The sequence below is a fragment of the Streptomyces canus genome, assembly GCF_001514145.1.
In the GTDB taxonomy this organism is placed as follows: Bacteria; Actinomycetota; Actinomycetes; order Streptomycetales; family Streptomycetaceae; genus Streptomyces; species Streptomyces canus.
On sequence record NZ_KQ948690.1, the window covers coordinates 1 to 18908 of the forward strand.

The window sequence follows — 18908 nt, forward strand, 5'->3', positions numbered from 1 at the left end:
TCTTGTTTCCGCACTCGCTGTGTCCCGCGCTGGTCGTGTCTCGTTGTGCCGAAATAACATCGCGGGCCGAGTCCCAACGCCGTCTTCTTGAGGAGGGCGGAGGGCGGAGGGCATGGAGAGCAGGACACGCCTGGCTGAACGCGCTGTCGACAACCGCGTCAGGATCGTCACCCTGCTCGCCCAGCAGCGGCCAGAAGCCGTGGCGGGGATTCCGGAGTCCGAATGGGTGGACTTCAAGGGTGTGGGCCCGAGGGCCCGTACGATTTCGGCCTCGACTCGAAGAAGTACGAGCTGGCCAAGGACTTCGCGGCGTTCGCCAACGCGGCCGGCGGTCTCCTCGTGTGCGGGTTCAAGGCGACGCGGCGGCCGACAGACCTCCACGAGACCGTGGTGAAGCCGGTCCCCTTCGCGAAGAGGCTGGTCAACACCGAGCGGTACAAAGCGATCATCGATGACCTCGTGTGCCCCTCCATCGGCGTCGAGTTCTCCTGGTACGACGATCCCCAGAACTCGGAACTCGGCTACCTCGTGATCGAAGTGCGAGCGCTCCCGGAGAACGACCGCTGGGCACTGGTCACCAAGACCCTGAACGAGGACGGCAAACTCGTCAAAGGCGGGGTCGCGATCCCGAAACGACACGGTGACGACACGCGGTACCTCTCGCCGGACACCGTGTACCAGTTGGTGAACAGCGGACTGCGTGCCGGACCTGCGATGGATCTCGATCTCGCGGTCGAGGACGGCGCCGCGGTAGATGTGACAGTCGGCGCGTCCGCGATCGAAGCCGTGGTGGAAAGACGTCGTCGCGCACTGCTGTCGTCTCTCCCACGGGCCGATCGGCGACCACGTCGGCAACGGGACGGTATTCCCCTTCCCGAAGGACAGCAGTGGGCCGTCGACGAGTTGCTGCGGTTCCAGGAGATCGCCAGGAGTTCCCTGCCGTACACACTGACGCGTGATCTCCGTACACCGCAGTAATACCGGGAAGAGGTCGACGCCTACCTGGCGCGGGACTACGAGCGGCTGACCCAGCACTCGGAATCCTTGATCACCTGGGCGGCGATCACGCTCATGACCAGGCGCATCACCCGCCGGTCCTCCCGCAGGAGCGGGCAGTCCGCCTCCCGCGGGGCCCACCGCGACTGATCGTTCTCAAACTCACGGTCAGCGGGTCCACCGGAACTGTTCCACCATCACGGTCCCACGAACTCCCCGTCCGGGACAGCCGGTTCACCCCTTGAACGCCCGCAGCACCCTGGCCTCGACCCGCGGATCACAGGGCCGTGTCCCTTGACGTGGTGCAGGCGATCAATCGTCGGTCGCGTTGGGGAGTGCGGGGGCGCTTTCACGGGGCTCGGTGGGGTAGATCTGGTCCATGCCGCCTTCGGGTAGGTAGCGGCCGGGGAAGGCGATCCACTCGTCGTGCGTCCCGAGCAGGTGCTTCCGTAACTCGCGGCGGAGGCGGCACTGCTGCAGGCCCGCCTCGACCTGTTCCAGGAACGGCTGAGCCGGCTGACCGAGCCGTGGGCCCCCTGTGGGCCCCGGCGGGCCGCACCGCCCCCGCCGCGCGATCTGCGTGGGTCTGGCAGACCTACTTTTGGCCCCCACCGGCCCAAACGGCCATCCCATACTTGAGTCATGGACCAAAGCGCCGAGCTCAGAGAATTCCTGCGGTCGCGCCGGGCACGGCTGAGCCCGGAGGAGACCGGGATTCCGACTGACGAAGGCCGCACCCGCCGGGTGCCGGGGCTTCGGCGGGAGGAGCTGGCACGGCTGGCCGGGGTGAGCACGGACTACTACACCCGGCTGGAGCAAGGCCGGCAGCTCAACGTGTCGGAGTCCGTCCTGGACGCCGTGGCAAGGGCGCTGCGGCTGGACACCGTCGAGCGCGCGTACCTGTTCGAGCTGGCCCGGCCCAGGCCGCACCGAGCGGCCCGGGCGCGGCCCGCGCGGCCGCAGCGGGTGCGCCCCGGGGTGTACAGCATGCTGCGGATGCTGGAGGGCCGGTCACCGGCGTTCGTCCTGGGCCTCCGGGGGGACGTACTCGCGTCGAACCAGCTGGCCCGGGCACTGATCACGGACTTCGAAAAGCTGCCGCACCGGGAGCGCAACCTGGCCCGGTTCATGTTCCTGAACGAGGCCGCTCGCGAGCTCTACATGGACTGGGAGCGGTGCGCGGCCGAGATGGTCTCCACGCTGCGACTGCGGGCGGGCCGGCACCCCGACGACCGGCTGCTGACCGAATTGGTCGGCGAGCTGGTCATCAAGAGCCCGGAGTTCCGGGCCTGGTGGGCCGGTCACACCGTGTGGGAGAAGACTCACGGTGTGAAGCGGTTCCACCATCCCCTGGTCGGCCAGATGACCATGTCCTATGAGATCTTCGCCGTCCCCGGCGGGGACAACCAGACCCTGTGCGTCTACACCGCCGAAGCGGACTCGCCCTCCGAGGCGGCCCTGCAGTTGCTGGCCAACTGGACCAGCACGACGAACACGAACACCACCATCACGAGCCCGAACGGCGCCCAGCCCCCGGTGCCGGACCGCGTACTGCCCCCTACATCCCAGGCAGAACCACCCGCATAACCAGGGTCACCGCCATCGCCTACGCCTCCCCCGCCGCCAAAGCACCCCTGGAACGCACCACCATCGAGCGCCGCGATCCGCGCGAGCACGACCTACTGATCGGGATCGCCTACGCGGGCAACTGCCACGGTGTCGCGCCGCGCGGTGGCCGGGATCTCACCAGACGCCCCTGCGGGCCTGAATGGCAGCCAGCGTAGTTGATGCATGCAAGTAATCACATCTCCACTCATCCACCACCCCCTCCCAAGGAGCCCTCACGTGACAACCCCCGCCCAGACCTCCCGCGCGGCTCAGATCCTCGTCCGCCCCCTGACAGTGAACGGCCTGACCGTGCCGAACCGGATCGTGATGGCGTCGATGACACGCGAGTTCTCGCCCGGTGGCATCCCCGGCGAGAACGTGGCCTCGTACTACTCGCGCCGCGCGGGCGCCGGGGTCGGTCTGATCGTCACCGAGGGCGCCTACGTCGGACACGACTCCGCCGGTGGCCGCGACAGCGTCCCCCGGTTCCACGGCGAGGAGCAGCTCGCGGGGTGGGCGAAGGTCGCCGAGGCCGTGCACGCGGCCGGCGGGAAGATCGTGCCGCAGCTGTGGCACATGGGCATGGTCAGGGAGGCCGGGCAGCCCCCGTACGCCGACGCCCCGCCGGTCGGCCCGTCCGGTCTGCGGCTGGACGGCACCGCCGGTGGTGGCAAGGAGATGACGCAGCAGGACCTGGACGACGTCATCGACGCGTTCGTCGAGGCCGCGGTGGCCGCCGAGCGCATCGGCTTCGACGGAGTCGAGCTGCACGGCGCCCACGGCCAGCTGCTCGACCAGTTCCTGTGGGCCGGCACCAACCGCCGTACGGACGCGTACGGGGGTGACCCGGTCGCCCGTACCAAGTTCGCGACGGAGATCGTGGCCGCCATACGGGAGGCCGTGTCCGCGTCCTTCCCGATCACCTTCAGGTACTCGCAGTGGAAGCTGGGCGCCTACGACGCCCGCCTCGCCGAGACCCCCGAGGAGCTGGAGTCGATCCTGACCCCCCTCGCGGCGGCCGGCGCCGACGCCTTCCACGCCTCCACGCGCCGCTACTGGCTCCCCGAGTTCGACGGCTCGGACCTCAACCTGGCCGGCTGGACGAAGAAGCTCACCGGCAAGCCGACGGTCACCGTCGGCTCGGTCGGCCTCGACGGCGACTTCATGCGGGGCATCGAGAAGGGTGAGGGGGCGCCGCTCAAGAGCATCGACGACCTCCTGGACCGCCTGGAGAACGAGGAGTTCGACCTCGTCGCGGTCGGCCGCGCGCTGCTCCAGGACCCGGAGTGGGCGGCGAAGGTACTCGAAGGCAGGACGGGCGAGCTGAAGGCGTACGACGCGGCTGCGCTGGGGTCGCTGAGCTGAGTCGTATCGCCTAGGCCAGGTCAGGCCAGGTAAAAGGCCAGGTCAGGTCGGACACCGCGATCACGTGCGATCACGGGCTTGCCCACGACGCCGCCGCGCTCGACCGGCTCGCTGGTCGGCGGTATCCGGGAGACCCAGGAAATGCTCGACTTCTGCGCGGAGCACGGCTTGGGCGCCGAGATCGAGGTCATCGACGGCGACCAGATCAACGAGGCCTACGACCGCGTCGTCGCCAGCGATGTGCGCTACCGCTTCGTCATCGACATCGCCTCGCTCCGCGGCTGACGCACTACCGCCGCAGCCTCATGTTGTGCCGGTCCGCGGGGACGGGTGCTCATCACTGTCCCGGCGCAAGCTTCCAATGCAGGTCTTCTGAGTTCGGGCAGATTCGCCACCCTTCCAGAGTGCCGGCCGCCGTCAGACGACTTAGTGCACCATGGAGCACTTGATCGCCCATGGCGCAGTCGCGAACGATCCGGTCGCATTCGGATAGCCCCTCTCGCGAGGACGGATCGCTGTGCGCAGTCAGATAGATGGCCAGCAGCCGTAGTAGAGGCTCTGCCGCCCCCCTCCGCGCTGGGCTCCCGCTGCGCAGTGCCCAGTCGGCAGCACGCCTTCGGTCGGGGCGGGCCGGCGCCTGGGCGAGTAGGGTCGCATCGTGCAACTCTGCGGTAACACCAGCCGCTCCGGGACCGTCAACGATACTCAGCCATTGCGCCCGCTCCAGTTCGTGACAGGCATCCACAGCATCGATCCGCAGACTGCGCAGCATGCCCGTGGGGAGTTCGACCCGCATGTATGCGTTCATTCGCAGCGCACACTGCAGGGCAAGGAGCCTCGTCCCGGCAGAAGCGTCCGCAGGCAGGACCACAGCTAGGTAGCCGAGGATCTCCCTCACGCGCACGTGCTCTCCGGGTCCCCTTGAATGGCGTCTGCTGCGCGGTCGTGCAGCAGACGGGTGAAGCGGCGCGGCCAGCGTTGTGTCAGGCACGACGGCGGCCTGGGCGGTTGCCGCGGCACAGGCGCCGCAGGCATCGGCGAGGCGCCAGACCCGGCCACCCCGTTCGCAGGACAGGAGCAGGCGGATGGGCCCTGTGCATCCGCGGTGGCGGCGGTGCCAGCGGCAGCCACGTTCGTGGCACTGGCAGGTCCGCAGATGAGACGCCCGGAGATCACCGCGGGCATGCCGGGCAAGGTGAGCGAGGGCCGCCGAGCGCGCGAACTCAGCAGCGACCAATCGGCCACTCTGTGGGCACTGCTGGCAGATGAGAACGAGCTCGCCGCTCTGGCGCCTCAGTTCCACCGTCCAGACCCGCGGCGCCTGAGGGCACACGGTGCGCAGCCTCATGGGCGTGTGCCCTCCTTCCTGACCCGGCGCCTGTCCCACTGCGGCGTACGGCGGGACGGCCGACACGGTAGTGCAGACCTCTGCCCTACCGTCACCGCCAATACCCAGGGAAATAGGGCAGAGGTCTGCACTGACAGGGCAGGGGTCTGCACCGTCGGATGGTCGGGTGACGATCTTCCCGCCCGACCCGGACCTTGATGCGCTGCGGCTGGAACTGGCGCGTCTGCGGGCCGCCCGCGGGTGGAGCTACGACGAGCTCGCGGCCCGCAGCGGCCTGGCCAGGCGCACTGTGATCGAGATCGAGCAAGGGCGCACCGTCGGCACCCTCAAGACGTGGCACTCCCTGGCCCATGCCCTGGACGCCCGGTTCGATGAGCTCTTCAGCACTCTCTGCCGCGGGCATGATCTGCCCGGAGGCTCCGAGGGCTGATTTGGGGCAGCAATACTTCCGCGAATCACCCGAACAGCAACGCCGCATCGAATGCGTGATCAACCGTTCGCACTGACGTCGCCCTATTGAGGGCCGACTGGGCGAACGAGCGGCCCGGATGCTGCCCCAGCGGCGTGTTGGCTGGCAGCTTCGCCCGCATGTGCACCTCACCTCAATCCTCCGCGCGGCGTCGGGACGGCAGCTGCGCGCATGCCCCTCAGCGGCGGCCCCTGAGAGTCGACCCCGATGGCATCAGCCGCCTACTGCGCTGCGGCCAGACCGGTTCCTGCCGCGAGTGCGGCAATCCGATCGAGTGGTACGTGCGCAGCGACGAGCGCCGGGTCCGGCTGCATCCGCAGGAACTGCCCACGGACTGGGTGCCGGACGACTGCCGCTGGCACGTCAGCTCTGGCGTGGCCCATCCGGCAGGTGACGGCAGCCGATGGTGCAGGCTGCCGCACGCCGTGCTGTGCCCGGCCCGTCCGGCACCGCCGTCGGCGCACCAACTATCCGGGCTGCGCCGGTCGCTCGCCCTGCGCACCCGCCGGCTGCTGGACACCGGAGCCTTCGCCCCGTCCGTCCCGTCCGCCCAGCCGCCGGGCGGCCAGGTGCCAGACGGCGCGGCCTGTCGTCCGGCAAGGCCCATCGTGCAACTGCTGTACGTCCGCTATCTCGCGTCCCGTCCCGTAGATGAAATCCAGTGCGTCGCCCAGACCCGGCACCGTCACCGCTGCACCGCCACGGTCCTCAGCCCGGATGCCCCCGGCGGCGTGTGGACTCTGGTGCCCGCGAGCGCGGTCCGAGGCCAACTGGCCCTGCCGTCCGACGTCATGGCGGTCTACAGCCTGTCCGCGCTGTCCTATCAGGAGCAACTGCGCTGGCGCGCCCAGCGGTGTGTGCAGCACGACGCGAGCCGCACCGCGGGTGATCTCGCGGTTGCCGGCTGGGAGCCGTTCGACCCCCTCCGCCACCACGAGCACATCCGCACCCGACTGCCCTCGCACAGGCGCCCGCCCGGCCCCGGCCACCACGCACAAAGGCGCGCCCTGTCATGACACGTCACCACGCTGTCGAGATCGCCTTGACCCGGCCCGCCACTCCCGCCGAGCTCCACCACGCCCGACACCGTGTCCCCCTGGCCGCCAACGCCGATCGCACGCGGCTCATGACAGTGCACAACGGCAAGAGCCCTACCCGCGCCCTGCACCAGTTGAGGCGACGACTGGGCACGAGCCTGCCGATCGACGTGCTGACCACGCACTACCCGGATCACGACGGCCACATCCTGCTCAATGTCGTTCTGGGCCCATACGCCGACGCTGAGATCCGCCGGGCGGCAGCGGCCAGCGGCCAACGGCCTGGGGACGTCCTCGGCGAACGGATCACAGCGAGCCTCACCCAATACCAACGCCAGCGGCGGCACCGCCTTGAGAGACAGATCCAGCACCTGCTCACCGACCACATGCCAGAAGAAGTCGTGGCCTACGCGGCCGCCCACCTTCTCCCGCAGCATCCGCCCGGCTGACCGAGCCGCCGTCTTCTCTTCGCCTCACGGAGCCTTCGTTGCACCCTCCCACCCCTGAACAGGTCCACGCGGCCGACACCTTCCGCGCCGGACGGCACCTCGCTCTGCAGGCTGGCGCCGGGACCGGCAAGACCAGCACGCTGTGCCTGCTCGCCTCGAACACCTCACGCCGCGGCCGCTACCTGGCCTTCAACAAGGACATCGCCCGTGACGCCGCGACCCGCTTCCCGGCCACGGTGCAGTGCCGCACGGCCCACGCCACAGCCTTCGCCGCACTCGGCCACCGGTACGCCCATCGTCTCAACAGCCCCCGCCAACCGGCCTGGAGGACTGGCCAGGCCCTCGGCATCCTCCGCCCCGTACGGATCGGAAACCACGAGATCAGTCAGAGGGTCCTCTCCCACAACGTGCTACACGCCGTCACCCGCTTCTGCTATTCATCCGACCACGCCCTGGCCCGCCACCACGTGCCGCGGCTGCGCGGCCTCGAACAACCCGACCACGGGCAGTTCGCCGACATCGTGCTGCCCCTCGCTGCCAAGGCATGGGCAGACCTGCAGCACCCCGATCATGGCGTGGTGCGCTTCGAACACGATCACTACCTCAAGATGTGGGCGCTGACAGAACCGAGGATCGAAGCCGATTTCCTCTTTCTCGACGAGGCCCAGGACACGAATCCCGTTCTGGAGCAGGTCTTCGCCGCTCAGCGTGAACACGCACAGTTGGTCATGGTCGGCGACTCGGCACAGGCCATTTACGGTTGGCGTGGCGCGACGGACGTGATGACCGGATTCGACGCCGAGCAGCTGACCCTCACCCGTTCGTTCCGCTTCGGCCCGCGGATCGCCGAGGAGGCCAACCGGTGGCTCGCCCTCGCCGACGCCCCCATTCGTCTGACGGGAACAGACAGCATTCGTGCCGAAGTCAGCGACGTTCCCCACCCGGACGCGGTCCTGTGCCGGACCAACATCGGTGCGATGACCGAGGTCATGCGCCTGCTCGGCGACGGACATCGCGTCGCTCTCACTCGGGGAGGACAGCAGCTGTCCGCACTCGCCCTCGCTGCCCGTGACCTCAAGGAAGGCCGACGCACCCACCACCCCGAACTCGTGCTGTTCGCGTCCTGGGGCGACTTGCAGGACTACGCCGCCTACGACCCTGCCGGCCGCGATCTGCAGCCCTTCGTCGACCTCGTCGACGCCCACGGCCCCGATGCCATCCTCACCGCCGTGGCCGAACTGACCGACGAGGCAAACGCCGACGTCACCGTTTCCACCGCGCACAAAGCCAAAGGCCGTGAATGGCCCACCGTCAAAATCGGCAACGATTTCCCGCAGTCCAAAGACGCTGACCAAGAGGGAAGCGCAGCCGACCAGGCCCCGGAACAGGTGAGTGACACCGACGCCCGTCTCGCCTATGTTGCCGTCACTCGGGCTCGGCACCGCCTCGACCTCGGCGGCCTGGCACGCAGCACCTCCCTGCACGAGAAGGCAGGCGGATGACTCACGGAAGCTTCCGTCCAGCAACCCCGTACCGCAGACCGGCCCGGCATGGCGTTGCTGGCGTCGCATGCAGCCCGCCTCCGGTCCCTCACTTGTGGGGAGCGATGACTGTGGTTCTGTCGCGAGGGACGCTGGTCAGCCGGGTGGGTGGCGGGATCTCCGAAGCTGGCTGTGGGGTGCGCAGGTGCATGATCTCGTCGTGCTGGGCGGCGATCCGGGACAGGGCGAGCTGTTTGAAGGCGGTCAGGTCCTCAACGGCCTTGTCCCGGGCGGCGATGCGGGTCTTGAGTTTGGCATTCTGGTCCTTCAGCCGCTGGATCTGAGCGTCTCTGGGATCCGGGACGGTCCCAGCTTCCTGGAGTGCCTTCAGGCGGCGCGTGAATTCATCACCGAGGTGCTGATAGGGGCCTTCGCGGACCGTGCCGTCGCGGTCCTGTTTCGGGTAGAAACCGGTGCGCGTCACGCCGGCCTCGGTGGCGAGGGTCTTGAGATCGCAGCGTCCGCCGGCTGGGAGTTCTCCGCGAAGAAGGCGATCCATGGCGGATCGGATCGCTGTCTCGTTTCGGGCCCGCTCGGTGTCAGTGATCCGGCCCACGACGTCCTCCGTGGTCTGCTGTCTGGGCGGCGTCGATACCGGCGACGATGGCCTCGGCCCTGTCGGCTTCGACCTGAAGCCGGGCCCGCTCGGTCTTCTGCCCGCGACCGATCTTCCCGATGAAGACTCGGCTGTTGGCAGCGGATGCTGCCCAGACGGGGCGGTGGCAGGGGTGGTGGGTGGCCTGAGGGCAGCGAGCCGAGTCGCACATCCCTGCCAGGGGTCGGCTGCGGTCCTTGGTCTTGGCGAGCTTGAGGCAGAGAGCCTTGTCCGGGTCGAGGAACCAGCAGTAGTTGGCGACTCCCAGGTGCAGGGCGCCAGCTCGCCGACCCAGCAGGGTGATCACTTCCTGGTCACTATGCTTGATCACGGGTGTGGCGACTTGGAGTTCACCGAGCTCATCCTCAACTGACCTGAAGAATGTGAGGAGTTCGCGAGCACCGGGGCCAGCAGGCCATCTGCCGTTCTGGTAGTCGCGGAAGGCCTGCAGTGTCAGGGTCAGGTTGCGTTTCTGTTCCTCCTCGCCGATTTCCGCGAGGAACTTTGCCTGAGCTCCTCCGGGTCGGTTCGCGTACCCCTCTGTGGTAGCCACCGACAGGTGCTTGAGCTGGATCTTCGCGGCCAGCAGTCCGCCGGGCCGGTGGGCGATCTCAACGGCCAGCGTGCGGCGAAGCATCCGCAGATTCAGCAGGTCGTCAGGGATCGGTGTCAGGCCGAGCCGGGCTCCTTCGGGTCCGTTGGTGAACCGCCGCAACCGTTTGAGGCACTCGTCGAAGTCAAGGGTGGCAGAGAAGAGGTGGCTGGCCTCCTCTCCGGCGATGTAGTGTGCGATTCCGGCGGCGTGGAAGGCTTCTTCGGCAACAACCCACTCGTCCCAGACTGTTCGGTCGTAGCCCTGGCCTTTGATCAGCTTGCTCTTGAGACGGTAGCGGATCCGACCGGACGTCCCTTCGTGGGGCAGTTGGCAGTCCCGGGGCAGTTCGATCAGCTCGCATCGCCTCATTCCGCTGACCAGGGCGATGACGATGAGGCAGGCCGTGCGGATCCGATCCAGCACCACATCCAGGCCTCGGCGGTGGATCGGCAGTGTCCAGGGGACGTCACCGCGCCCGTCCGCCCGTGGAACGAGAGGGGCATTGCGGCCCCAGGGCGGGGTGGTGCCCACCAGGTGGATAGCTTCCTCCAGCAGTGGCTTGAGCGGTTCCAGCAGTCCGCCTGGGGAAAGGATGCCGCCCTTCGCGCTGCTTCTCACGGTTCGTGCCGCAGTGGCGTGGATTCCGGCCTCGCGGAGGATGGCGATGATACTGACGCGGCCGAGGGGATGGGTCTCGTCCCAGCCCCATCGTTTCCTGGCTCCCTGGGCTCGGCGTTCGACTTCGATGAACGGTCGGTCTTCAGCGATGTGACGTCGGAGGACCTGCTCCAGGGCCGCCTGGCGTTCGCGAGCCACACTGCGCACTCCGCGCTTGGAGCCATCCTTGCGGTCGGGGACGAATTCCCGCTCGATCTTGTCCCGTAGGGCGAGCGCTTCGGGAGCCAGGACCTGGATCAGGAAGAGGCAGTCGTGCAGCAAAGGTTGAAGCAGTTCCTCGCGGGCCGGCTGAGTCTTGTTGCCTTGGCGTTTCGGGGACCCGATCACCGAGTAAGCGGACGCACCACCCCAGGGACGGAACCCCGCCCGGCAGCGATCGTGGGTGAACAGTTCGCTGTAGTTGGCCACCTCTTGTGGGATCAGCACCGACAGCAGCCGATAGCCACTGCTGGCTTCTACCTCTTCCTCGTCCGTCTCCACTGTTTCATGCTGTCCAGGTTCGCCCTCTTCTTTGCTCTTTTTAACCTCGAGGAAAGTGCGACATCGGAGAAACGCCTCACAGGTTCGCTGGTCGACCGCAGCCAGAGAAGTGACACCCTGTTCAGTGAGCCAGTTGAACCAGCCTTGCAAATACTCCAGCCTGCTGGCACAGGTCCACACCATGCGGGGGATCCGGTAGGCATGGGCCAGATGTCGCACCGCCTCATGCTCGGGCGCCATCATCGCGACGACGTATTCTTTGGCCACCGACTGCCAGATTGGGTTGTGAATTTTGCGGAAGTCGAAGATCTTCCTGTCGCCCGGCATCGACCTCGGAAAGCCCTCACCATCCTTGAAATCCCACACATCCTGCTCGAAGACCGGGCCGGTGGCGCCCGGCGTCATCCGCAGCCCAGCAACCGCGCAGATGTACTGGCCGGCGAAGGGCGAGGCACCTGTCCCGCCTCCGGCGGCGGACTCTAGCGTGCTCATGCGGTCAACTCCTCAGGTCGCAGGGGAATTTCCTCATCGGTATCGCTGACCTCGGCGGCGGCCTCCCGCAACACCGCCTCGCTGAAGTACGCGAGGGTCAGCAGAGCATCAAGCCGCTGGGCATAAGGCCCGAAGACGGCCATGAATGCGGCCGACGTCATCTGTCGCCACTGCCGGCCGAAGAACGCCCGCAGCCGCATCAGATTCCCTACGTGCCGGGGCGCGAACAATGCCAGCGGGCAGAGCAGACACACCCACGGCCTGGCCGGGCAGGGTCTGCCCTTGGGCCCATGCAGCCCGGACAGCTGATCCGCGCATCCCGCGGCGAACACGTCCCTTTCTCCGCCGATCAGATCGGCCAGAGCCGCATCGTCCAAGTGGAGCTGTTCGACAAGCTCCGGGAATTTCCTCACCAGGTCAGCGAGGCCATCCCCGTCGGCGATCACTCGCGGTTGGGCCCGTCGCAGCAGATCTGCCTGGCCGCTCTCGATGACCGTCTCGGTGGCATCCTTCTGCGCGGGTGTCTGGCCCACCACGTAGTGGTCACCCTCGACTGCCGGGGTGTGGTTGGGATCGATCGTCGCCCTGCTACTGCCCCGCCAAATCCGCCGGTCCCGGGAAGCCTCGAATGTGGTGCGGATCCGGTGGACATGGATCTGCCAGGGCTTTCCATCCGCGTCCACCAGCCCACGTTGCTTCGCCCAGACCCCTCGGGTGTAACCATCGATCTCATCGGTTGTCCACCTTGCCGGACCAGTGACCGAGTAACGGCTCCACAACTGATCCTTGAATGCCTCCGGCATGAATAGCCTCGAGATGCTGGAGTGGTCCAGCCACTGCTCCAGCAGCCGAGTCGCCTTGCGGGACAGGGTCAGCGATTCGGCCGCCGTGCGGCCTTTGATGTAGTCGAGCAACACCGTCGCGTCCCCGGCCCAGTCGATGTCGCCTAGGCCTAGCTCGGCAATGCCGTCGGGGACGATTCCTGTGCGAATCCCGAACAACAGTTGGTAGTCGAAAACCGTCACGGCCGACGGAAAAAGTGCTGCTACCGCCTCGTACACCCCGCCCGCATAGAGTGGCCTCACCTCTGCGTCGTAGCGGGTCGCCCCAATGTACTTCCGGCCGAACCCCACATTCTCGGGCCCCTCGTGCCGCAGCGTGAACTGGATGTTCTCCCTGTTCAGACCACCCGTTCGCCAGTCCTGGCCCCGTTCCGACTCTTCTCTCGCCCGGAGGAAGACTGCATAGGAGGCGGCCACTCCCGCCTCGCAGACCTCCCGCAGCCGCTGCCACTCAGCCTCGCTGTAGGCGGGCAGCGATTTACGCAACCGCGTGGGCCGGGTCTTGAACGGATGACCGTCTACAAAATGTCTTACATCCGGCGCGAACACTCGCTCCAGCTCATCCAGACGCCGCAACATGGCCCGGATGTGGTGCTCGTGCCGGGCCAGCTTGATGCCCAGTAGGCACTCCGCCAGCCGCGGCCTGGTCAGCCACTGAACCGTCCCGTCGAAGCCCACCACCTGCAACTGCGGCAAGAAATGCCTGAGAGACGCCAGATACTCCCGCACCGAATCCGCCCTCTTCAACGGCCCGTGCGGATGCACCAGATCGGCCAGAGCCCGCAGCAGCATCTGGGCGAACTCCGGGAACGACTCATCCCGCAGCAGACAGGTGGCCCGCGAGCCATCGGGAAAGATGCCCTCCACCCGCAGCGGATCCGTGAGCGCAGTCGCCGGCATCAGACCAGCGCCCCCTCGTCCTCCAGTTCGGCGTCCGCCTCGCGTTCCGCCCGCTCGTGGTCCAGCAGCCCCCAGCGTCGGCCGGTGTCCTCGTAGTGCTCGCGGAAAATCCGCAACATGTCCAAGCGCTTGAGGTACTTCTCCGTGGTCAGCACCGAGGAATGGCCCAATAGATCACGCAGGACCAGCAACGGTTCAGTGGTGGTCAGGTAGTGCGCCAGCGCCGCATCGGCGTCGCCGCCTGCGGCCGACAGCCGGGCAGCCTGTTCGTAGAAACCGGCGACCAGCCGCTCCATCGTGGCCATCGCGAACGTGTGCCGGCATCGGTGCGGATGAACGCGCGGGAAGCGCGGCTCGTAGCGCTCGGCGATCCGTCGGCTTGTCCGCTCGAACAGGCTGGACCAGGCAGTGAACGGGCCGCCATCCGATCGAGTCGCCAGCAGCATCGACCCGCCATCCGGTGCCACCAGACGACGGCGCTGGCCCGGGCCAAGCGAATTCCACTTCACCCGGCGGCCATTGACTCTCCCTCCCACCGAGTCCATCTGCGACACGAACAGCGGCTCTCCCCAACGCCTCGGCGGCCGCCACGAGGAGCTTTCGCAGGTCAGCATCCGCTCCAGCCCGATATAGGCGTGCAGGCGAGCCAATGAGGTGTAAGAAGTCCATGCCACCCGGAACTTGCTGCCCTTGGTGATCTTCTCCGGAATCGGGAATGGGATCGGCATCAGCCGCGGGGCAGTCGGCAGCGGCGGGATCTCGCATACCAGCAGGTAGGTGAACTCCTGCAGCCGAAGCCCCGAGGACAGCACCAGGTCGACAACCGCCGAGTTCCGGGCCAGATGCCGGCCTCGGAACCGCTCCGAACCCTCGTCCTCGCTGCCGTTCGGCCGTAGCCCTGCAAATGCGTTGACGAGCATGGAGGCGAAGTCATCCTCCAGATACTTGATCTTCACGTGTGGGTGAGGGGCCCGTCGGTTCGCATCGTTGACGAGAATCTTGTCGGTCGTCTCGGCGTAGACCGCTTCCGCCTCGTGGTAGGTGAACGGAACCGCCGTGGCGTACTTCTCACTCACCGCCCACTTGTAGAACTTGCTCAGCACGCTCATGTGCTGGTTCCAGGTCTCGGCCCCCAGGTACTGCTTCGGATCGCCGCCCGCACGGTCCACCGCATACGTACTGAGAAGGGCCTTCAAACGGTCCCGGGTGTCGAAGACGTCCACCCCGTGCAACTGAGCAGCAACGATCCAGTCCCGCAGCATCCGCGCGTACGTCCCCCACGATGATGGCGCCGGACACCCGTCCGATGGGCGAAGCCGCAGCCAAACGTTCGCTACGGCGCTCGCCCGTAACCCCCGGTCGTCCTCGAACAGCAGGTCGTCATCGACCAGGAAGGCCATCCCTTCAGGGATCACCGGCTTCGCAGGGAGCCCCCAGGAGCCCCAGCCCGCACTGGAGTAGAACGCCACTTCCATGCCCGCCAACGGTAGGGGCGGGACACTGCCAGACATACCCAACAAATGCGTTCGAGGCGTCCTCGAGCCTCGGTGCGGGACTCGTAATGTCCTCAGGATGAGGGCTGGGGTTGGTTACTGCCGCGAACGCAGCGGATGCCTGAGACCGTAGGCCGCCGCGAGCGTTGGCAGACGGAAGGGGTGTTATCGGCAGACACTCCGTGACAAGATCGGGTCACTCGCAGTGAGCTGTGGCCTGCAAGGGGGCGAACATGAGCGAGCGGGAACCGGACTTCAAGGCGTCGGCCTCTGCCCTCGGTTACGTCTACCAGTTGCGTGAAGCTCTCCACTTATGTGTGAGCCGTCTCGGGACTCTGGACTGGGCGCTGGCCATCGAGGCCGGGGACGACATCGAGGAGATCCGCCGCGATGGGCGGACGTACTATCAGCTCAAACACCGTTCGCCGGGCACACGCATGACCAATGCCAGCGTGGACCTGTGGAAGACCCTTCGGATCTGGTGTCACGCGATCGCCCACGGACAAATCGACCTGGATGAAACCGATCTGATCCTGCTCACCACGGCCGAACTGCCACGCGAGACCGTGGGTAGCATGCTGCAGTCCGAGGACTCCCGCCAGCGCGACGAACAGCGCGCACTCGAGGGACTCAAATCCACTCGCAGGACCTCGAAGAGCGACGAGCTGGCAAAAGCCTTCGCGGCTTTCGATCTTCTGACGGACGCTCAGCTGGAACGCATGGTGTCCAAGATCCAGGTGATCGGCGATGCTCCGGATGTGGTCGCTGTTGAGCAGAAGTTGCGTCAGACGGCGGTCGCGGTCGTAGGCCGAGAGCACGCCACATCGTTCCTCGTCCGTCTAGAAGGATGGTTCTTCCGGCGAGCCATCCAGCAACTGCTCGCGGGAAGCTTGGACGCGATCACCGGACTGGACTTCGACGCAGCCTTCTCCGACCTGCGCAACCAGTTCGGGAGGGCAAACCTGCCCATCGACGAGGACATCGCCGAGATGCAGGCCGACCTCGCGAAGTACGCGAGGCAGCCCTTCGTCCAGCAGTTGGAGCTCATTGAGCTGGGATCCAACCGGGTGAACAAGGCGGTACGCGACTATATGAGAGCCTTCAGCCAGCGCTCGCGCTGGCTGAAGGAGAATCTCTTGCTGCCAAAAGAGATCAGCCGCTACGAGCGGCGTCTGACCGAGGAGTGGGAAGACCTCTTCGATGAAATGGTCGATGCGCTCGGCGCGGAGGTAGCGGAAACAGAGAAGATCGCTGCGGCCAGGAGCATCTACCGATGGGCGATGACCGAGGCTCGATGGCGGATCCGGCCCGAGTGCGATGAGCCCTTCGTGGCCAAGGGCTCGTTCCACATCCTGGCCGACGAATACAAGATCGGCTGGCACATGGACTTCGTCGCCCGGCTGATGGCCGTGCTTGAGCCGGCTGAGACCACGTCCGCATGAGCGAGTTCAGCACTCTCAGCCGAGACGAGCGTGCCCTGTACAACCCTGCCTTCACGGGGCTACTCGCAGCCCGCTCTGTACAGGGCCACCAGACAGAGTTTGGCACGCCGAGCCCGGTCGTCGTCGCGATTCTGGCCGCGGTCATGGCTTTACAACCGGCAATACGCACTGCCCTGCCGCGGTCGACCGCGAGCGGACTGCACCGCTGGGTGCAGGAGAACCCGTCCGTACGTACTTCCATGACCCTGAACGCGACTGCTATCGCCGACGTTGTCCGCCCTGGCTTATTGATGGCGCTGCAAACGCGCCTGTTGGCCTGCGATGAACAAGGCCGCCTCTATGTTCCTGAGGGAGCCTTGAGACAGGCGATCACCGGGGGCAGCGACGAAGTCGTTGCCCTCCAGAAGGCCGCGCGTCTGCTGGGACGTTGGCTTCCCAGCGCCGGAAGCATAAGCACCGTCATGACCCTGCTAGGAGTGCGGCCTTGACGTTCCAGATCAGCGCCATCTCTATCTACAACAAGGAAGGAGAGATTCGCACGGTCCCGTTTCAGACGGGCGCACTCAACATCATCACGGGGGATGCCCGGCGCGGAAAGAGCGCCATTCTGACCATCGTCGACTACTGCCTGGGCAGCGAGGGCTTCGTCATCCGCGGAGCAGCACTCCGAAACTTCGTGCATATCTTCGCCCTCACCGTCGTCAATGGCGATCAGCAGCTGTTCGTGGCCCGACCGGCCCCCACAGGCAAGGCTGCAAACAGCACCACCCTTTGCATCGTCTCCCAGTCGCATGGGGCGCCGCCGCCCGCCATCACAGAACTGACCTTCTCCATGCCGCTGGAGATCGCCAAGAAGGTCCTGTCCCGGTTCACCGGCATTGACCCTTCCGTGCAGTTGCCCGTGGCGCGCAGCGTCCGCCAGCTTTCCCCGTCAATCCGGCACGGCTTGTTCTTCTGTCTGCAGGAGCAGAACGAGGTCGCCAACCAGAATCTCCTCTTTCACGGGCAGACCGAGGAGTACCACCGCCCAGCGCTGCGGGCGATGCTGCCGTACTTCCTCGGTGCCGTCGATCCCGAGCGCGCTCAACGTGAGCATCAACTCAAGCTCCTACGTCGGCAACTGGCCGAGGCCCAAGAGTTCCTGGAGGCAGCGCGGCCTTTCCGGCATGCGTCAGGAACGGCTGCCGCGCTATTTGCTGAAGCCGTGGAAGCCAACCTGCTTGACCCCGCTCCGTCTGGCCGCCTTCTATCGCACGACGAGATCGTCGCCAGACTGCGCCTCGTCACGGAACCGACCGTCCCGGCCACGGGTTCCGCCGCAGCGGAGGATCCGCTGTCGGAGCTCAATGCAGCCCGCCGCGACCTGCGCCAGGCCTACGCTCAGACCCGCGTGCGCATCTCCAACCTCAAGACCATTGCCCGAGAAAAGGACGACTTCCTAGGCCAGGTACGTGAGCAGCACGCCCGGTTGGCCACCCTCGGCCTCCTGCCACTCGCCCGCCCGGAGATGCCACCACAGCAAGGGCTGTGCCCGGTGTGTGGCAGCCACGCGCCTGACGCAGGCCAGGCGACTCAGATCATGCGACAGGACCTTGAGCGTCTGGATGCCGAGATGACCACGATCGGGGAAGCGACCCCGGACATCAACGCACGGATCACGGAAGAGGAAGAGGTCCTCGCGGATCTGCGCTCGGCATTGGCCCGCAATCAAGAGGAGATCGAGGTCTTCAGCGCCGGCCAACGGGCGAGCGCCCAGAACGACTCACAGCACCGCGCAGCTGTCGTGCAAGGACGCATCAGCCTCTTCCTTGACACCATGACTCGCCACACCCAAGCACCGCCTGTCGTGGACCGCAGGGAAGAGCTCACGGTGCAGATCGCCGAACTCGAAGACCAGCTCGCCAACACTGTCCAGGAGGACCTGCTTAGCAGCCATCTGTCCCTGGTCAACCAAAAGATCCAGGCTAAAGCGACTGCGCTGGAGTTGGAGCACCACGACGAGCCCATCCGACTCGATCCTCAGGCACTGACGCTCATCGCCGACACCCGACCGCGACCCACCAAGATGTCCGAGATGGGAAGCGGGCAGAACTATCTGGGCTACCACATCGCGACCATGTTGAGCCTGCACGAGTGGTTCGCCGAGATCCATAGCCCCGTCCCGCGCTTCCTCATCCTCGACCAGCCCTCTCAAGCCGGATTTCCCGATGAGACACGCGACGGTGGGTTCGGAACCGCCCGCGCCACCCTCCTCAACCTTTACAAGACGATCCAGGCAAGCGTCGAGGCGCTCCGGGGCGGCTTTCAGGTCATAGTCGTCGAACACGCCGACCTCGACGACGAGCCCTTCCGCAGCGCTGTCCGGGCACGTTGGAGGCGCAGCAACGGCGAAGCCCTCGTTCCTGAGCATTGGATCACCTACGACACCGACAAGTGACCACACGACAAGCGGCCCGAGAGCATCGTTACACTCTGTGATAACCACTGGTCACATATTCCGATCCCGGCAGGTGGGGGATGCCTGGCACTCGCCAGCCCGGCTCCGCGTGGGAGCGCGCAGGCCTCCCCGGGCATTCGA

Annotated in this window: 14 protein-coding genes and 2 pseudogenes; 12 read left to right on the plus strand and 4 right to left on the minus strand. The window is 66.5% G+C overall.

Annotated features, from left to right (window positions below):
* Nucleotides 1-222: 222 nt before the first annotated feature.
* The 9 genes and pseudogenes from AQJ46_RS49615 (at nt 223) to AQJ46_RS49650 (ending at nt 8774) form a co-directional block, all read left to right on the plus strand.
* The gene (locus AQJ46_RS49615; RefSeq protein ID WP_059211951.1) at nt 223-978 is read left to right on the plus strand and encodes a hypothetical protein; all 756 of its coding nucleotides are present in this window, start codon (nt 223-225) and stop codon (nt 976-978) included.
* A gap of 660 nt (nt 979-1638) precedes the next feature.
* The gene (locus AQJ46_RS49625) at nt 1639-2583 is read left to right on the plus strand and encodes a helix-turn-helix transcriptional regulator (RefSeq protein WP_059211953.1); all 945 of its coding nucleotides are present in this window, start codon (nt 1639-1641) and stop codon (nt 2581-2583) included.
* Nucleotides 2580-2711 (plus strand): annotated as a pseudogene (locus AQJ46_RS58205) (alcohol dehydrogenase); the annotation flags it as partial. The gene AQJ46_RS49625 and the pseudogene AQJ46_RS58205, both read left to right, overlap by 4 nt.
* 130 nt (nt 2712-2841) lie before the next feature.
* Entirely contained in the window at nt 2842-3969 is a 1128-nt protein-coding gene (locus AQJ46_RS49630) for an NADH:flavin oxidoreductase (RefSeq protein WP_059211954.1), read from the plus strand.
* 105 nt (nt 3970-4074) lie between these two features.
* A pseudogene (locus AQJ46_RS53680) lies at nt 4075-4254 on the plus strand (alcohol dehydrogenase); the annotation flags it as partial.
* 1229 nt (nt 4255-5483) lie between these two features.
* Nucleotides 5484-5747: a helix-turn-helix transcriptional regulator gene (locus AQJ46_RS49635; RefSeq protein ID WP_059211955.1), complete on the plus strand. Its 264-nt coding sequence runs from the start codon at nt 5484-5486 to the stop codon at nt 5745-5747.
* Between the two features lie 158 nt (nt 5748-5905).
* Nucleotides 5906-6802, plus strand: a complete 897-nt coding sequence (locus AQJ46_RS49640; protein ID WP_059211993.1) for a DUF6083 domain-containing protein — start codon at nt 5906-5908, stop codon at nt 6800-6802.
* A complete protein-coding gene (locus AQJ46_RS49645) occupies nt 6799-7272 on the plus strand; it encodes a hypothetical protein (protein ID WP_059211956.1) in 474 nt (157 codons plus the stop codon). The genes AQJ46_RS49640 and AQJ46_RS49645 overlap by 4 nt, the downstream gene beginning before the upstream one ends.
* Nucleotides 7273-7310: 38 nt before the next feature.
* Nucleotides 7311-8774: a UvrD-helicase domain-containing protein gene (locus AQJ46_RS49650; RefSeq protein WP_059211957.1), complete on the plus strand. Its 1464-nt coding sequence runs from the start codon at nt 7311-7313 to the stop codon at nt 8772-8774.
* 88 nt (nt 8775-8862) lie between these two features.
* Here AQJ46_RS49650 and AQJ46_RS49655 read toward each other — a convergent pair whose 3' ends face one another.
* The 4 genes from AQJ46_RS49655 to AQJ46_RS49670 are packed head-to-tail and all read right to left on the minus strand — an operon-like array spanning nt 8863 to nt 14870.
* Entirely contained in the window at nt 8863-9369 is a 507-nt protein-coding gene (locus tag AQJ46_RS49655) for a hypothetical protein (RefSeq protein WP_107117514.1), read from the minus strand.
* Nucleotides 9353-11653 carry a hypothetical protein gene (locus AQJ46_RS49660; RefSeq protein WP_063803969.1) on the minus strand — a complete coding sequence of 767 codons (2301 nt, stop codon included), beginning with the start codon at nt 11651-11653 and terminating at the stop codon, nt 9353-9355. Before AQJ46_RS49660 ends, AQJ46_RS49655 begins: the two co-directional genes overlap by 17 nt.
* Nucleotides 11650-13395: a hypothetical protein gene (locus AQJ46_RS49665; protein WP_059211959.1), complete on the minus strand. Its 1746-nt coding sequence runs from the start codon at nt 13393-13395 to the stop codon at nt 11650-11652. The genes AQJ46_RS49660 and AQJ46_RS49665 overlap by 4 nt, the downstream gene beginning before the upstream one ends.
* Nucleotides 13395-14870 carry a site-specific integrase gene (locus AQJ46_RS49670; RefSeq protein WP_318656752.1) on the minus strand — a complete coding sequence of 492 codons (1476 nt, stop codon included), beginning with the start codon at nt 14868-14870 and terminating at the stop codon, nt 13395-13397. The genes AQJ46_RS49665 and AQJ46_RS49670 overlap by 1 nt, the downstream gene beginning before the upstream one ends.
* A 251-nt stretch (nt 14871-15121) precedes the next feature.
* Here AQJ46_RS49670 and AQJ46_RS49675 point away from each other — a divergent pair, with 251 nt between their 5' ends.
* The 3 genes from AQJ46_RS49675 to AQJ46_RS49685 are packed head-to-tail and all read left to right on the plus strand — an operon-like array spanning nt 15122 to nt 18767.
* A complete protein-coding gene (locus AQJ46_RS49675) occupies nt 15122-16330 on the plus strand; it encodes an ABC-three component system protein (RefSeq protein ID WP_159064247.1) in 1209 nt (402 codons plus the stop codon).
* The gene (locus AQJ46_RS49680) at nt 16327-16818 is read left to right on the plus strand and encodes a three component ABC system middle component (protein WP_059211961.1); all 492 of its coding nucleotides are present in this window, start codon (nt 16327-16329) and stop codon (nt 16816-16818) included. The genes AQJ46_RS49675 and AQJ46_RS49680 overlap by 4 nt, the downstream gene beginning before the upstream one ends.
* A complete protein-coding gene (locus AQJ46_RS49685) occupies nt 16815-18767 on the plus strand; it encodes a DUF3732 domain-containing protein (RefSeq protein ID WP_059211962.1) in 1953 nt (650 codons plus the stop codon). Before AQJ46_RS49680 ends, AQJ46_RS49685 begins: the two co-directional genes overlap by 4 nt.
* The last annotated feature ends 141 nt before the right edge of the window (nt 18768-18908 follow it).

What these genes read in the sequence shown, in the direction of transcription:
- AQJ46_RS49615 (WP_059211951.1), top strand. Translation starts at nt 223, where the DNA reads ATGGGTGGACTTCAAGGGTGTGGGCCCGAGGGCCCGTACGATTTCGGC.
- AQJ46_RS49625 (WP_059211953.1), top strand. Translation starts at nt 1,639, where the DNA reads ATGGACCAAAGCGCCGAGCTCAGAGAATTCCTGCGGTCGCGCCGGGCA.
- AQJ46_RS49640 (WP_059211993.1), top strand. Translation starts at nt 5,906, where the DNA reads ATGTGCACCTCACCTCAATCCTCCGCGCGGCGTCGGGACGGCAGCTGC.
- AQJ46_RS49645 (WP_059211956.1), top strand. Translation starts at nt 6,799, where the DNA reads ATGACACGTCACCACGCTGTCGAGATCGCCTTGACCCGGCCCGCCACT.
- AQJ46_RS49660 (WP_063803969.1), bottom strand. Translation starts at nt 11,653, where the DNA reads ATGAGCACGCTAGAGTCCGCCGCCGGAGGCGGGACAGGTGCCTCGCCC.
- AQJ46_RS49665 (WP_059211959.1), bottom strand. Translation starts at nt 13,395, where the DNA reads ATGCCGGCGACTGCGCTCACGGATCCGCTGCGGGTGGAGGGCATCTTT.
- AQJ46_RS49670 (WP_318656752.1), bottom strand. Translation starts at nt 14,870, where the DNA reads ATGGAAGTGGCGTTCTACTCCAGTGCGGGCTGGGGCTCCTGGGGGCTC.
- AQJ46_RS49675 (WP_159064247.1), top strand. Translation starts at nt 15,122, where the DNA reads ATGAGCGAGCGGGAACCGGACTTCAAGGCGTCGGCCTCTGCCCTCGGT.
- AQJ46_RS49680 (WP_059211961.1), top strand. Translation starts at nt 16,327, where the DNA reads ATGAGCGAGTTCAGCACTCTCAGCCGAGACGAGCGTGCCCTGTACAAC.